This is a genomic window from Streptomyces marispadix, from assembly GCF_022524345.1.
GTDB lineage: Bacteria > Actinomycetota > Actinomycetes > Streptomycetales > Streptomycetaceae > Streptomyces > Streptomyces marispadix.
The window spans coordinates 166,017-181,126 of record NZ_JAKWJU010000002.1; the positions used below are offsets into that span (position 1 = coordinate 166,017).

Sequence of the window (15,110 nt, forward strand, 5' to 3'; positions counted from 1 at the left end):
CCCGCCCCTCCCGGCGTCAGCGCCCGGCGCTGTCGACCACCGCGGACCATTCGTCCAACAGCGCCTGTGCGGACGCCTCGTCGGGCCCTTCCGCCCACAGGTGCGTGACCGCCTCTGCCGGGTCCGGCAGCACCATCACCCAGCGGCCGTCGGACTCGACGATGCGGATGCCGTCCGTGGTGTCGACGGAGCGGTCGCCCGCGGCCTCGACGACGGTCCGCATCACCAGGCCCTTCACGGCCCACGGGGTGGCGAGGTCGCGCTTGAGCACATGCGCCCTGGGGATGCGGGCGTCGATCTGGCTGAGGGTCAACTGCGCGCGTGCCACGAGTCCGATGAGGCGCACGAAGGCCGCCGATCCGTCGAATACGGAGCTGAACTCGGGGACCACATAGCCGCCACGGCCGTCGCCGCCGAAGACGGTCGTCTCGTCGCGGCCGACCCGGGTGAGGTCGTCGGGCGACGTCGTCGTCCACTCGACCTGTGTGCCGTGGTACGCCGCGACCTGTTCGGCGATACGGGTCGTGGTCACCGGAAGCGCGACCTTGCCGCTGCGCCGCTCGGCGGCGATCAGGTCGAGCATCACCAGCAGTGCCCTGTCGTCCTCGATGATCCGCCCGCGCTCGTCCACGAGGGAGATACGGTCGCCGACCGGGTCGAAGCGGACGCCGAAGGCGGCACGCGCGGAGGCGACGATCTCACCGAGCCGGACGAGGCCGGAGCGGCGTTCGTCGGCCGTCTCGGTGGGACGGGACTCGTCGAGACCGGGGTTGATGGTCAGCGAGTCCACGCCGAGCCGTCCCAGGAGGCTCGGGAGGACCAGTCCGGCGCTGCCGTTGGAGGCGTCCACGACGACCTTGAGGCCGGATTCCTCGACTCCGGTGGTGTCGACGGAGCGCAGCAGCGAGCCCGTGTAGGAGTCGTAGACGCTGGAGGGGAAGCGCAGGTCGCCGATCTCGCCGGGGAAGGCCCGCCGGTACTCCTGCCGCGCGAAGACCCGGTCGAGCTTGCGCTGCGCGGCCTGTGAGAGGTCGGCGCCGCGCTCGTCGAAGAACATGATGTCGACGTTGTCGGGGACGCCGGGGGTCGTACGGATCATGATGCCGCCGGCGCTGCCGCGGGCGGTCTGCTGGCGGGCCACGGGCAGCGGCACGTTCTCCAGGTCGCGTACGTCGATCGCGGAGGTCTGGAGCGCGGAGATCATGGCGCGCTTCAGGGCGCGGGCGCCGCGGGAGTGGTCGCGTGCGGTGGTGACCGTGGAGCCCTTCTTGAGGGTGGTGGCGTAGGCGCCTGCGAGCCGCACGGCGAGTTCCGGCGTGATCTCGACGTTGACGATCCCGGAGACGCCCCGGGCGCCGAACAGATGGGCCTGTCCTCTCGACTCCCAGATGACGGACGTGTTGACGAAGGCGCCTGCCTCCACGGTCTTGAAGGGGTAGACACGGACGTTGCCCTGGACGATCGACTCCTCGCCGATGAGGCATTCGTCCCCGATGACGGCGCCGTCCTCGATGCGGGCGGCGCGCATGATGTCGGTGTTCTTGCCGACGACGCAGCCTCGCAGGTTGGCCTGCGGCCCGATGTAGACGTTCTGGTCGACGACGGCGCGGTGGAGGAACGCGCCGCTCTTGACGACGACGTTGGAGCCGATGACGGAGTGCTCGCGCAGTTCGGCGCCCGCTTCGACCTTGGCGTAGTCCCCGATGTAGAGGGGGCCGCGCAGCTCGGCGTCGGGGTGCACCTCGGCGCCCTCGGCGACCCAGACTCCCGGGGAGATCTCGAAGCCGTCGATCTCGACCTCGACCTTGCCTTCGAGTACGTCGGCCTGGGCCTTCACATAGCTCTCGTGTGTGCCCACGTCCTCCCAGTAACCCTCGGCGACGAAGCCGTAGATGGGCTTGCCTTCCTTCATGAGCTGCGGGAAGACGTCGCCGGACCAGTCGACGGAGACGTCCGGTTCGACGTAGTCGAAGACCTCGGGCTCCATGACGTAGATGCCGGTGTTGACGGTGTCGGAGAAGACCTGGCCCCAGGTCGGCTTCTCCAGGAAGCGTTCGACCTTGCCGTCGTCGTCGATGATCGTGATGCCGAACTCGAGGGGGTTGGGCACGCGCGTCAGGCAGACGGTGACGAGAGCGCCCTGCCGCTTGTGGTAGTCGATCAGCTCCGTCAGGTCGAAGTCGGTGAGGGCGTCCCCAGAGATGACGAGGAAGGAGTCGTCCTTGAGGGCCTCTTCCGCATTCTTGACGCTGCCCGCGGTGCCGAGGGGCTTCTCCTCCCGGGCGTAGCTCAGCTCCATGCCCAGTTCTTCGCCGTCGCCGAAGTAATTCCTGACGAGGGAGGCGAGGAATTGCACGGTCACTACGGTCTCGGTGAGCCCGTGGCGCTTCAGCAACCGCAGTACGTGCTCCATGATGGGGCGATTGGCCACGGGCAGAAGCGGCTTGGGCATGCTCGCGGTCATGGGGCGAAGGCGGGTGCCTTCGCCTCCGGCCATTACGACGGCCTTCATATCGGCAGCGTCCTCCTCGGTAAGATGACGGTCATACCGACTTCCCCGATCAGGGAACGGCCACACATTCACCCGGTGCGAACCAGCCGCCGCAGTCCGGGAAAAACTTCAAGCCGCCGCCGTTCCGGAGTTGATGAGTCGGCGCACCTGGACAACGTAGAGGATCCCCGCCCACCAGTAGAGCGCCGTTCCCCAGCCGGCGAAGGCCCATCCGAAAACGGCCGCGAGCGATGCGATCCAGCCGCCGCCGTCGCTGAGAAGCAGCAGCGGAAACGCGTACATCAAGTTGAACGTCGCGGCTTTTCCAAGGAAGTTCACCTGGGGAGGCGCATAGCCGTTGCGGTCCAGCAGCCACACCATCACCAGCAGCAGAAGCTCGCGGGACAGCAGCGTGGCGGTGAGCCACAGCGGGAGGATCTCGCGCCAGGTGAGGCCCAGCAGGGTGGAGAGGATGTACAGCCGGTCGGCGGCGGGGTCGAGGATGCGTCCCAGGTTGCTCACCTGGTTCCAGCGGCGGGCGAGCTTTCCGTCCAGGTAGTCGCTGATGCCGCTGAGCGCGAGGATCAGCAGGGCCCACCCGTCGCTGTTCGGGCCGCCGAAGACCGGCCACAGGATCAGCCACAGGAAGACGGGCACGCCGACCAGGCGGGCCATGCTGAGGATGTTCGGGATGGTGAAGACCCGGCCCTCCTCGGACTTCGCGTCCTGGACCTCCACCGGGAGCCTCCTGATGACACTCGAACCGACGATGCACCCAGACCCTACCGGCAGCCGTGTCGCCCGCGTACAGGGGCCCTTACGGGTCGGGGCCGGTCACGCGAGGGCTGTGCGGCGGCCTGCTCTCCGCGCCTCAACTCCGCTTCTGCGGTTGCGAGTTGAACGACGACCCGGCTCTGCGGGCTACTTCGTCGTGCGGTATTGTCGGTCGGTTCAGGACCGTTCCTTGTTCTTGCCCCGGGTCGAATGCCGGAGGGGTTTGGTTCCGGCCAGGATTACCGGAACATGCCGCCGTCCGGAGACGGAGAATTCCGCGCCTGCTTCTTCCGGCGCATTCTTACGCCGCAGTCGCCGCCGCTTTCGAGCGGTGTTCTCGTCTTCCGTTCCGGTTCGAAACAATCCGGCGGATCCGGACTCGGGGACCGGAAATCGACCCCCGGCCCGAGTAGCCGGCGGCCGGGCCTTGTTGTGGACGGCGCCGACCGCGGAAACGCATAGAGCCGATTTCCCTCGGCACAGACCGGGACGGCCCGTACGCCCTCACGGAAGCGGCCCGTAAGAGCGGCCGCAGGCGTACGCCACACCCTTACGCTGGCACTGAGCGGGCTGTTTCGATGACTTACGCTTCTCAACGCGCCGTCGAGGACAGACCGGAGACGGCGGACGTTCCGTTCCCTGATCGGGAGGCACCATGACCACCGTCACGTCCCCTCTGGCCGGAGTCGCCGTCGGACTTTCGTCGGTGCCGGACCCCGTCTTCTCCTCCGCGATGGTGGGCCCCGGCACCGCCGTGGACCCGGTACGGGAACCGATCGAGGCCGTGGCCCCCGTCGACGGGATCGTCGTCTCGCTGCATCCGCACGCCTTCGTCGTCGTCGACGCGGACGGAAAGGGGCTGCTGACCCATCTGGGCATCGACACGGTGCAGCTCAACGGCGAAGGCTTCGAACTGCTCGTCGCCAAGGGCGACACGGTGACACGCGGTCAGCCGCTCGTGCGCTGGAACCCCGCCGTCATCGAACAGGCCGGGAAGTCGCCCGTCTCCCCCGTGATCGCGCTCGAGGCCGCCGCCGACTCGCTGGCCGCCGTCGTCGAGGAGGGCGCGGTCGATACCGGTACGACGCTCTTCAAGTGGAAGTGACGCCCACGGCGGCTCCCGCGCAGAGCGTCCTGGTACCCGTGCAATCCAGCGGTGGCCGGGCTCACCGCACCAACCGGAGATGAGTGAGATGGACACGACCCTTCGAGGTGTCGGCGTAAGCCACGGCGTAGCGGTCGGCGAGGTCCGGCACATGGGAACGGCCGTCGTCGAACCGCCCGCGGGCCAGATCCCGGAGACCGAGGCGCCCAGGGAGCAGCAGCGGGCGCGGCGTTCCGTCGAGGACGTGGCCAACGACCTGATGGCGCGGGGCAATCTCGCGGGCGGTGAGGCGCAGGCCGTGCTGGAGGCGCAGGCCATGATGGCTCAGGACCCCGAGCTGCTGGCCGACGTCGAGCGGCGGATCGCGGTCGGCAGCACGGCGGCGAGGGCCGTCTACGACGCGTTCGCCGCCTACCGTGCGCTGCTCGCCGGCGCCGGAGACTATCTCGCGGGGCGGGTCGCGGACCTGGACGATGTGCGGAACCGCATCGTCGCGCGGCTGATGGGCGTGCCCATGCCGGGGGTGCCGGACAGCGACCGGCCGTTCGTGCTCATCGCACGCGATCTCGCGCCCGCGGACACGGCGCTGCTGGACCCCGCGCTCGTGCTCGGCTTCGTGACGGAGGAGGGCGGTCCGACCAGTCACAGCGCCATTCTGGCCCGTGCGTTGGGGGTGCCCGCGGTGGTGGCGCTGGCCGGTGCCTGCGACGTGGCGGAGGGCACGGTGGTCGCGGTCGACGGCAGCACAGGCACCGTAGGGATCTCGCCCACCGAGGACGAGCAGGCCGCTCTGGTACGTGAGGCACAGGATCGCAAGGCCGCGCTGGACGCGGCGAAGGGCCCGGGGGCGACGTCCGACGGTCACAAGGTGCCGCTGCTCGCGAACGTCGGCGGGCCTTCCGATGTGAGTGCCGCGCTGGAGGCGGGCGCTGAAGGCGTGGGTCTGTTCCGCACGGAGTTCCTCTTTCTCGACGACAGCACGAAGGTGCCCTCGGAGGAGAAGCAAGTCGCGGCCTACCGGCAGGTGCTGGAGGCGTTCCCCGAGGGGCGTGTGGTCGTCCGGGTGCTGGACGCCGGGGCCGACAAGCCGCTCGACTTCCTCACCCCCGGCGACGAGCCCAATCCGGCGCTGGGTGTGCGTGGTCTGCGTACTCTCCTCGACCACCCCGAGGTGCTTCAGGGTCAGCTCACGGCGCTGGCCAAGGCGGCGGACGGGCTGCCGGTCTATCTGGAGGTCATGGCGCCGATGGTCGCGGACCGGGCCGACGCCAGGGCCTTCGCCGACGCCTGCCGGGCGGCCGGGCTGGAGGCGAAGTGCGGCGCGATGGTGGAGGTGCCGTCCGCCGCGCTGCGGGCCAGGTCGGTGCTTCAGGAGGTGGAGTTCCTCTCGCTGGGGACGAACGATCTCGCCCAGTACACCTTCGCCGCGGACCGTCAGGTGGGCGCCGTCTCACGCTTGCAGGACCCCTGGCAGCCGGCGTTGCTGGACCTGGTGGCGCTGGCGGCGGAGGCGGCGTCGGCCGAGGGCAAGAGCTGCGGGGTCTGCGGCGAGGCCGCGGCCGATCCGCTCCTCGCCTGTGTGCTGACGGGGCTGGGGGTGACCAGCCTGTCGATGGGTGCCGCGTCCATTCCGTACGTACGGGCGACGCTGGCGAAGCACACGCTGGCGCAGTGCGAGCGGGCGGCTTCGGCGGCCCGGGCGGCGGACAGCGCTCACGATGCGCATGTCGCCGCTCAAGCCGTGCTCTCCGGGGAGTGAGCGGGGCCGCGGGGCCGGCGCCCCGGCGGGCGGAAGCAGCGCTGAACGCGTGGCCGCCGGGGCGGAGTCGACGCTGCGGGACGTGGGTCGGCGATCGGGTCAGCAATGGAGCGCACCTCCCGGGTGCGGGAGGTCGAGGCCGGGTGCGTGCTCCACTCCCGGGTCGGGTGCGATCGGCTCCCGGGTGACCGGGTCGGTGCAGTAGGCGGCGAAGACCTCGGCCGCGCTCAGCGGACGCAGCCAGCTTCTGACGGGGTCGAGCCGCCAGCCCCGTACGACGTCCTTCGGCAGGTCCCCGGGCCGGTCCGGCCCGCCGCTCCCGTCACCGCCCTCGCCATCGCCGGGGTCATCGCCCGCGACGCCGTCGCCGTCCGCCCCGCCCGCTTCCGTACGGAGCACCAGGCCGCCGGGGCTGACCGTGGCGAAGCCCGCGGCGAGGGCGGTGGTCAGCGCCAGCGCCGCCGTCTCATGGGCGTGGATGTCCCCGCCGGTCGTGCGGCGCACATCGAGCGCGGTCACCAGCGGCGATCCCGGTACGGCGACGCTGACGACCAGATGGTGCGCCCCGGGGCCGACCGCGTCGAGGACCGTGCTCAACGCCCTTGCGGCGCGGTCGAAGGCGGCCTTCCCCACGTCCTCGCCGCAGCGCGCACACGTGCCGGCCCGCGCGAGGATCTCCGCTCCCGTGTGCCAGGTGACGCGGCAGGCGTGGGCCTCACGCAACTGCGGCAGCAGCCGCGCCACGCTCTGGCCGCTGTAGACGACCGTGGTGCCCGACGCGGCGACCTCCGCCACGTAGCGGCCCCGGCTGGCCGTCGTGTCGGGGTCGAGGCGCCGCTCCTGGCAGTACAGCTCGTAGTCCACGGGGTCGAACAGGGCCACGCGCGCATGGACGTCGTCGGCTCTCAGCGCGCGCAGCAGACCTTCCAACTGGCGCAGATAGCTTCGGTGATCGTCGAAGCCGAACGATCCGTAACCCCTCATGCGGGCGAAGTGCGTCTCGTCGGCCAGGACCGGGACGATGCTCGGTGCCTCCCGGCGCAGGGTGCGGCGGCTGCTGCGCTTACGGCTTCTGCTGTGTGCCATGGACTCCCCCTCGTCCCGTACGGATCACTTGCTCACTCACCGTAGTCGGGGGGTCTGACAACGGCCGCCGCGTCCGCCGGGGATCAGCCGTCGCGGCCGTCGCCCTCCCCGCGTTCGCGGGCCAACCGCTCGTAGAAGCGCAGCAGTTCGACGTCGTCGACGGAGCCGGGGTTGACCGCCTTCTCCAGTCGCGTCCCCTGGAGCAGGCGCTTGACGGGGACTTCGAGGCGCTTGCCGGTGAGGGTGTGGGGCACTCCCGCGATCTCGATGATCTCGTCGGGGACATGGCGTGGTGAGAGGCCCTCGCGGATGGTGCGCTTGACGCGGTCGCGCAGCGCGTCGTCGAGGACCGCTCCCGGGGCGAGGTGGACGAACAGCGGCATCCAGTAGCCGCCGTCGGGCTGTTCGACGCCGATGACGAGGGATTCGCGGATCTCCGGCAGCCGCTCGACGGCCTCGTAGATGTCGGCCGATCCCATGCGTACGCCCTGGCGGTTGAGCGTGGAGTCCGAACGGCCGTGGATGATCACGGTGTTGCGGTCGGTGACGGTGATCCAGTCGCCGTGGCGCCAGACTCCGGGGAACATCTCGAAGTAGCTCTCGCGGTAGCGCGATCCGTCCGGGTCGTTCCAGAAGCGTACGGGCATGGACGGCAGGGGCCGGGTGACGACGAGTTCGCCGACCTCGCCGGTGAGGGGCTTGCCGTGCGGGTCCCAGGAGTGCAGGTCCGTGGCGAGGGACGGCGCCTGGAGTTCACCGGTGTGCACCGGAAGCGTCGGCACGGCGCCCGCGAAGCAACTGCACACGTCCGTACCGCCGCTGACGGATGCGATCCACATGTCGTCGGAGATCTCGCCGTGGATCCAGCGGAAGCCGTCGGGCGGCAGCGGAGAGCCGGTCGTGGCAACGCACTTGACGCGGGAGAGGTCCAGGTCGCGGCCCGGATGGATGCCCGCCTTGCGACAGGCCATGATGTACGCCGCCGAGGTGCCGAAGAAGGTGGTGCCGGTGCGTGCGGCGACGTCCCACTGGGCGTTCATGTCGGGGTAGCCGGCGCTGCCGTCGTAGGTGACGACCGTGCAGCCCGTGAGCAGGCCGGAGACGAGGAAGTTCCACATCATCCAGCCGGTGGAGGTGTACCAGAAGAAGCGGTCGTCCGGGCCCGTGTCGTTGTGCAGGCCCAACTGCTTGAGGTGTTCCAGCAGGATGCCGCCCTGTGACTGGACGATGGCCTTGGGCAGCCCGGTGGTGCCGGAGGAGTACAGCACCCACAGCGGGTGCGCGAAGGGCACCTGCTCGAAGACGGGGCGGGCGTCCTCGGAATCGTCGGGCGCGGCGGTGAGGGCCTGCCATTCGAGCATGCCTTCGGGCGCGGCGGTGCCGAGCAGCGGAACGTGAACCACCGCGCGCAGGCTGGGCAGTTCGCGTCGGAGTTCGGCGACGGTCTCGCGGCGGTCGTGCTCCTTGCCTCCGTAGCGGTATCCGTCGACGGCGAACAGGACGGAGGGCTCGACCTGCTGGAAGCGGTCGAGGACGCTGCGGGCACCGAAGTCGGGCGCGCAGGACGTCCAAACGGCGCCGACGGCGGCGGTCGCGAGAAGGGCGACGACCGCCTCGGGGACGTTGGGCAGATATCCGCTGACGCGGTCGCCGGGCCGCACGCCGAGGCGGCGCAGTTCGGCGGAGAGGGAGCCGACCTGGCGGCGGAGTTCGGCCCAGGTGACGGGGCGGGGCTCGTGCTCCTCGTCCACGTGCAGCAGGGCCGGGTCGTCCGCGCGCTGCGGGTCCTCCGCTGTACGAAGCGCGTGCTCGGCGTAGTTGAGGGTCGCGCCCGGGAACCATTCGGCGCCGGGCATCGAGGAGTCGGCGAGCACGGACTCGTACGGGGTGGAGAAACGCACGTCGAACCACTCTGTGATCGCCTGCCAGAACGCGGGCAGTTCCGCCACGGACCAGCGGTGCAGCGCAGCGTAGCTCGCCTCCGGGTCGCCCGGAACGGCGGCGGGCGCCCCGTGGTGCTGTGCCGCCCACGACTGGAAGCGGGTGATCCGGGCGCCGGCGACGCGGTCGGGGTCCGGCCGCCAGAGAGGTTCCGGCGCGGAGGACTGCGACTGCGGCGTGCTGTGCGCTGTGGTCATGGCGGGGCGGCTCCGGGTCCGGGCGGGCTGGCGGCATGCCTTGCGGGCGTACAGGGGACGTTCAGGACGATGCCATGTGATCAACACTCACGCCAGGGCGCACACCACATGCCTGCCACCCGGCGAATGTGGGCGGGGCACCCTACGGCGGCCGGAGGCACGGTTGCGCGCACCACTGACGTCGAACGGACGCATATGAAGGCGCAGAGGGCGCAGGGCACCGGCGGATGGTCGCCGGATGAACTCCGGTTGAACGCCGCTGACTTCGGCCGCCGCCCGCTGGCACGCTGAAGGGCATGGACGGGCGGGGCCTGGTGGGGACGGTGAGGGCAGCGGGCGCGGCGTGGTGGACGAGGGCGGGACGGCCGGTTCCCGGGCGGCGGGAACCGGAGCCCGCGGGGCGGGGACGTGCCCCGTGGAGGCGCAGACGCCCGGCGGCGGGCAGGACGGGGGCGAAGGGACCGGAGCGCGCACGGGTCCCAGGGCCCGCGCGCGGTGCGCTGGCGGGTCCGGGCGGCGGCGTGGTCCGCTTCGAACGGTCGTCGCTCACGGTGCGTGTCGCGGTGGGCGGTGCCCTCTTCCTCGGCTGGGACGGCGCGGAGCCCACTCCGTCGCGGGCGCTTCCCGGGAAGGCCCCCGAGGCGGACACCCGTGCGGTGCTCGAACCCGACAAGGACGGCGGCTGGCGGGTCGTCTCCGAACGGCTGCTGGTGGTCGTCTCCCGGCACGGCGCCGTGGAGGTACGCACACCGGGCGGCGAACTGCTGCGCCGGGATCTGCCGCCGCGCTGGTGGGAGACCGACGCGGGGCGACGGGCGTACGCGGAGCGGGACTTGGACGCGGACCTGGACGGGGAGTCGGACGGGGGCTTGGGCGGGGACTTGGGCGGGGAAGGGGACTCCGGCGAGGGGGCGCCCACCGCTGGTTCCGCGCCTGGTCCGGGCTCCGGTTCCGCGGCGGCGGCCCAGTTCGCGTCCGCGGCAGCGTCGGCGTCTGCGGCAGCGGCCCCGTCGCAGTCCCCCGGTGACGGCCGCTGGATGCAGCGCTCCCAAGTGGCCGCCGACGCACGCTTCTTCGGGCTCGGCGGCCGTACGTGCGGGCCACGGCTGCCCGACGGTTCGTACCCGCTGCACCCGGGCGGCAGCGTCTCCGCGACGGACGCGCCCCGCGATCCTCAGGCGCCGCGGATCACGATGCCCGTACAGCTCGTCGTGGCGGACGCGGGAACGCATCTGGTGTTCCACGACAACGCCGGTGAGGGCCGGATGACGATTCGCGAGGGCCAGGAGGGCAGGGGCTCGGGGCACGACCGCACGGGATCGAGTGAGATCCGCATGGCCGGCGGCCCGTTGCGCTACTGGGTGATCACGGGTCCGCCCGCCCGCGTACTGCACGGCTGGTCACGGCTCACGGGCGCTCCCTCGCTGCCTCCGGGCTGGGCGCTGGGCTATCAGCACGCGGTGCCCGCCGCCGAAGGAGCCCAGCGTTTACGGGGACTGGCCGACGGATACCGCGAGCACGAACTGCCTCTGCGCGCCCTGCACTTGGACGCGGACGCCGGTCACGCCGGGCGCCGGGTGCTCAGGGGACACCGGCACCGTCCCGCCGATCTGCCGCGTCTGGCGGCGGAGTTGAGCGCACAGGGCGTTCGGCTGGTGTCGTCCGGCGACGCGAGCCCGCGCGTCGCAGCGGATACGGCACAGACGCCGGGCGCGACCGGGACGACGAGCGCGACGGCCGCGACCGGCACAACAGGCTCGACGGGCTCGACCACAGCAGCGGAGACGGCCCGCACGGACGCGCGGCCTGCCGCACCGACATGGCCCGACCCCCGGCCCGACTCCCCTCATTCCGAGGGCGAGTTCGCCCTCGTGGGCTCCGGATGGGCGGGCATGCAGCGCGAAGGCGGCACATGGGGCGGCGAGTTGGCGACGGGCTGGGACGGGCTGCGTGCGTCGCTGTCACTGGTCGTAGGGCTGGGGCTGTGCGGTGTGCCGTACTCCGGGCCGGGGATCGGCGGTTCGACGGCCGCGGCCTCGCCCGAGCTGTATCTGCGCTGGTTCCAACTGGCCGCGTACTTCCCGCTGTTCCACGCTCACTGCGCCAAGGGCGCCGGATTGCGCGAGCCTTGGGCCTTCGGCGGCGAGGTGCTCAAGGGCTGTGCGGACGCGATGGCCGAACGCGAGCGGCTGCGCCCGTACTTCACCACGCTCGCCCACCTCGCGCACCGCACGGGGGCTCCTTATGTGAGGCCCCTGTGGTGGCAGCATCCGCGCGAGCGTTCGCTGCGCGAGTGCGGCGACGCGTTCCTGCTGGGAGACGCGCTGCTGGTCGCGCCCGTGCTGGAGGAGGGCTCCCGCAGGCGGCCTGTGCGGCTGCCCTACGGCCGCTGGTACGAGACGTCGACCGGCTCTGTGCACGACGGCCCCGGTGAAGTCCTCCTCGACGCACCGCTGTCGCGGATTCCGGTGCTCGCACGTGCCGGTGCCGCGGTGCCGGTGCGGGGCGCGGACGGTACGACGGAACTGGACGTGTGGCCCCCCGCACCGGGCCGCACCGGCAAGGGACTCGTCATCCGGGACACCGGCCACGGCCCTCGGCGGCACCCGGCTGCCGCCGAGCGCTTCACGGTGCTGCGGCGCGAGGGCACCACGGAGGTGGCTCGTGAAGACGGTGGCCCCGTGGGCTACCGGGTACGCCTGCGCGGCTGATAGACGAATGCCCATGGCAGCTTTCAGAGGATCATTCAGCCGTACGGCGCTCACCGCCGCGCTGCTCGCCCTGGCCACTCTCGTCCCTGCGGCGCCGGTCTCGGCGGCGTCCGGCGCCGACGCCTCCGTACGGAAGGCCGGTACCTCCATACGGGAGGAGACCCAAGAGCCGTCCGCTCCCCGGGAGTTCGTCGCGCTGCGGGACGTGGCGCCGACCGTCCTCCAGGAGATGCGCTACCGCACGCGGCACAACTTCGTCGGGGACCGCGTGAACGGCTACCGGCAGGGCATGTGCATCGTCACCCGCGACACCGCGCGGGCGCTGCGCTCGGCCCAGCGTTCGTTCCTGCGCAGGGGCTACTCCCTGAAGGTGTACGACTGCTACCGGCCGCAGCGGGCAGTCGACCACTTCGTCTCCTGGGCGAAGGACCTCGACGACGAGCGGATGAAGGACGAGTTCTATCCCCGCGTCGAGAAGGACCGTCTCTTCGAGGACGGCTATATCGCGGAGAAGTCCGGCCACAGCAGGGGCAGTACGGTCGATCTGACGCTGGTGAAGCTGCCGCTGCGCGGCCGACTCGTCCGTACCGGCCGGGCGAGCCGCTGGTGTCCTGCTTCGCTCCGAAGGACGTGCGCTTCCCCGACAACTCCATCGACATGGGCACGGGTTACGACTGCTTCGACACGCTCTCGCACACCCTCGACCCCCGCATCCAGGGCGAGCAGCGGGCGAACCGGATGCTGCTGAAGGACACCATGGAGAAGGCGGGCTTCACCAACCTCCCCGAGGAGTGGTGGCACTACACGCTCACCGAAGAGACCTTCCCCGACACCTACTTCGACTTCCCCGTGTGGCGCCGCGCCCTGCACGGGCACTGAAGGGCGCGGACGCCGAGCCGACGGCAGGTCCAGGGTCCCGGCGCAACTGGCCGCGCCGGGGCCGGACTTCACGACGGCCGGTCACGACCGCGGGTCCTCAGAACGGGTAGTGCGCGTGCCGCGTCGCGAGGGTCACCCAGCGGGTGTTGCTGAACGCGTCCACGCCCCAGCGTCCGCCGAAGCGGCCGTAGCCGGAGTCCTTGAAACCGCCGAACGGTACCTGCGGTTCGTCGGCCACCGACTGGTCGTTGACATGCACGATTCCGGTGCGCACACGGCGGGCGACGGCCAGGCCGTGCGTGCCGTTCTCGGTGATGATTCCGCACGTCAGGCCCTGCTCGGTGTCGTTGGCGAGGGCGACCGCCTCGTCGTCGTCGGTGAAGGAGGCGAGCGCGCAGACGGGGCCGAACGCCTCCGCGTGGTACAGCTCCATGCCCGGTACGACACCGCGCAGCACCGTCGCCGGATGCACGGCGTTCTCCGGTGCGCCTCCTCCGGTCAGCACCTCGGCGCCCTTGGCGACGGCGTCCCGTACGAGGGCGGCCACACGCTCGGCGGAGGCCGCGCTCACCATGGGGCCGATCACGGTGGCCGGGTCGGACGGGGCGCCGTGGGGCAGTCCCGCGACCTTGGCGGTGAACTTCTCGGTGAACTCCCCTGCCAGCGAGGCGTGTACGAGGATCCGGTCGCCGGACATGCAGATCTGACCGGCGTTCATGAAGACGGAGAACGCGGCGGCGTCGACCGCGTAGTCGACGTCGGCGTCGTCGAGGACGATCACCGAGTTCTTTCCGCCCAACTCCAGTACGGCGGGCTTGAGATGACGCGCCGCGAGATCGCCGATCCGGCGCCCCACCTCGGTGGAGCCGGTGAAGTTGACGGCACGCACGGCGGGTTCGGCTATGAGCGCTTCGGCGACGCCGGCCGCGTCCTCGCGTGCGTTGCTGACGACGTTGAGCACACCGTCGGGCAGCCCGGCCTCCCGCAGCGCGTCGGCGACGAAGTATCCGCACGCCAGGGGCGCGTCCTCGCTGGGCTTGACGACGACGGAGTTGCCGGCGGCGAGCGGCGCGGCGACGGCCCTGGTGCCGAGGATCACGGGCGCGTTCCATGGGGCGAACGCGCCGACGACACCGACGGGTTCGCGTATCGCGAGGCTCAACGTACCGTCGTCCTGGGGCGTGAGGACCTCGCCGCGTGGCGCCGTGACGGCTGCGGCCGCCTCGCGGAGCATCCCTGAGGCGAGATGCACGTTGAACAGCGCCCAGGGGCGGCTCCCCCCGGCCTCCCCCGCCATGAGGGCGGCGGCGTCCTCGCTGCGGGACTCCAGGATTCCGGCGGCCTTGAGGAAGATGTCGCGGCGTTCGGCGGGGCCGGTCGCCGCCCATGCCGGGAACGCCTCCTCGGCCGCGGCGACCGCCCTGCGCACGTCTTCCGGGCCGCCGGCCGCGACCGTGGCGTACACCTCGCCCGTGTACGGATCGTGGTCCTCTGCCGTGCGTCCGGAGGCGGCGGGGACCTCACGGCCGCCGATGAGCAGGTCGCGGTGGATGGTCATGGCGGGGGTCCCTCCTGAGACGGGCGGCCCGGCTACCGGGTGTCGTCGTCACCGGCAGGCGCCGGGGCGGCCGTGAGCCGCGGCCGTACGCGACGGTCGAGGCGATGTTCACCGGGCGGACGTTCGTTCACGGTCACTGGGCCGGAGTCTCCGGCCGCCCCCTTCCGCTGTCAACGGCCCTGCCGTGCTGTTCCACCTGCGTACGGGCGCCGACGCGCGGGACCCGCGTTGAACGGACGTCGCCGCGACGGCGTGAGCCGACGGACGCCCGGGACATGGGGGCGTGACGCGGAGCCCTCACGGGAGTCAGGCGGGACCGTCACCGGTGGCGGTCCGGTCCGCCCGGACTCCGCCAGCCCCGGCTCGTACCGAGAGGGGCCCGGGAACCGGGCGAAATGCGGAGCCGATCACTCCGACACGGCGGTGATGTCGATGACCTCCGCAGGCCCGCACGTCCATGATGTCCATGCCCTTGACGGTCCCTCAGCCCCGATGAACACTGCCGACACGCTCGTCACGGAGACCGGGCGGGGTGGCGCGCCGGACCGTGAACAGCAGCCCATTGCCCTGGCGCCGGCTCCGTGCCAGATCAAGCACCATCCCGAAGGA

The 15,110-nt window shown here is 71.3% G+C and carries 8 protein-coding genes and 1 pseudogene; 4 read left to right on the top strand and 5 right to left on the bottom strand.

Annotation, left to right across the window (positions count from 1 at the left end; translation table 11 throughout):
- Window positions 1-16: 16 nt before the first annotated feature.
- Complete coding sequence (locus MMA15_RS00810; RefSeq protein ID WP_241057010.1) at window positions 17-2,512, bottom strand: mannose-1-phosphate guanyltransferase; 2,496 nt, start codon at window positions 2,510-2,512, stop codon at window positions 17-19.
- A 108-nt stretch (window positions 2,513-2,620) separates the two neighbouring features.
- Window positions 2,621-3,229 carry a cardiolipin synthase ClsA gene (clsA, locus tag MMA15_RS00815; protein ID WP_241057011.1) on the bottom strand — a complete coding sequence of 203 codons (609 nt, stop codon included), beginning with the start codon at window positions 3,227-3,229 and terminating at the stop codon, window positions 2,621-2,623.
- Window positions 3,230-3,920: 691 nt separating this feature from the next.
- Here clsA and MMA15_RS00820 point away from each other — a divergent pair.
- The gene (locus MMA15_RS00820; protein WP_241057012.1) at window positions 3,921-4,370 is read left to right on the top strand and encodes a PTS sugar transporter subunit IIA; all 450 of its coding nucleotides are present in this window, start codon (window positions 3,921-3,923) and stop codon (window positions 4,368-4,370) included.
- 88 nt (window positions 4,371-4,458) lie between these two features.
- The gene (gene ptsP / locus MMA15_RS00825; RefSeq protein ID WP_241062900.1) at window positions 4,459-6,129 is read left to right on the top strand and encodes a phosphoenolpyruvate--protein phosphotransferase; all 1,671 of its coding nucleotides are present in this window, start codon (window positions 4,459-4,461) and stop codon (window positions 6,127-6,129) included.
- A gap of 99 nt (window positions 6,130-6,228) precedes the next feature.
- Here ptsP and MMA15_RS00830 read toward each other — a convergent pair whose 3' ends face one another.
- Complete coding sequence (locus MMA15_RS00830; protein WP_241057013.1) at window positions 6,229-7,215, bottom strand: DUF8829 domain-containing protein; 987 nt, start codon at window positions 7,213-7,215, stop codon at window positions 6,229-6,231.
- An 83-nt stretch (window positions 7,216-7,298) separates the two neighbouring features.
- Window positions 7,299-9,353 carry an acetoacetate--CoA ligase gene (locus MMA15_RS00835; RefSeq protein ID WP_241057014.1) on the bottom strand — a complete coding sequence of 685 codons (2,055 nt, stop codon included), beginning with the start codon at window positions 9,351-9,353 and terminating at the stop codon, window positions 7,299-7,301.
- Between the two features lie 296 nt (window positions 9,354-9,649).
- Here MMA15_RS00835 and MMA15_RS00840 point away from each other — a divergent pair, with 296 nt between their 5' ends.
- Together MMA15_RS00840 and MMA15_RS00845 are read left to right on the top strand one after the other, a co-directional pair.
- On the top strand, window positions 9,650-12,064 hold the full coding sequence (locus MMA15_RS00840) for a glycoside hydrolase family 31 protein (RefSeq protein WP_241057015.1): 2,415 nt from the start codon (window positions 9,650-9,652) through the stop codon (window positions 12,062-12,064).
- A gap of 13 nt (window positions 12,065-12,077) precedes the next feature.
- Window positions 12,078-12,943, top strand: a pseudogene (locus MMA15_RS00845) (M15 family metallopeptidase).
- Window positions 12,944-13,040: 97 nt separating this feature from the next.
- Here MMA15_RS00845 and MMA15_RS00850 read toward each other — a convergent pair.
- On the bottom strand, window positions 13,041-14,501 hold the full coding sequence (locus MMA15_RS00850; RefSeq protein ID WP_241057016.1) for an aldehyde dehydrogenase family protein: 1,461 nt from the start codon (window positions 14,499-14,501) through the stop codon (window positions 13,041-13,043).
- Window positions 14,502-15,110 lie beyond the last annotated feature (609 nt).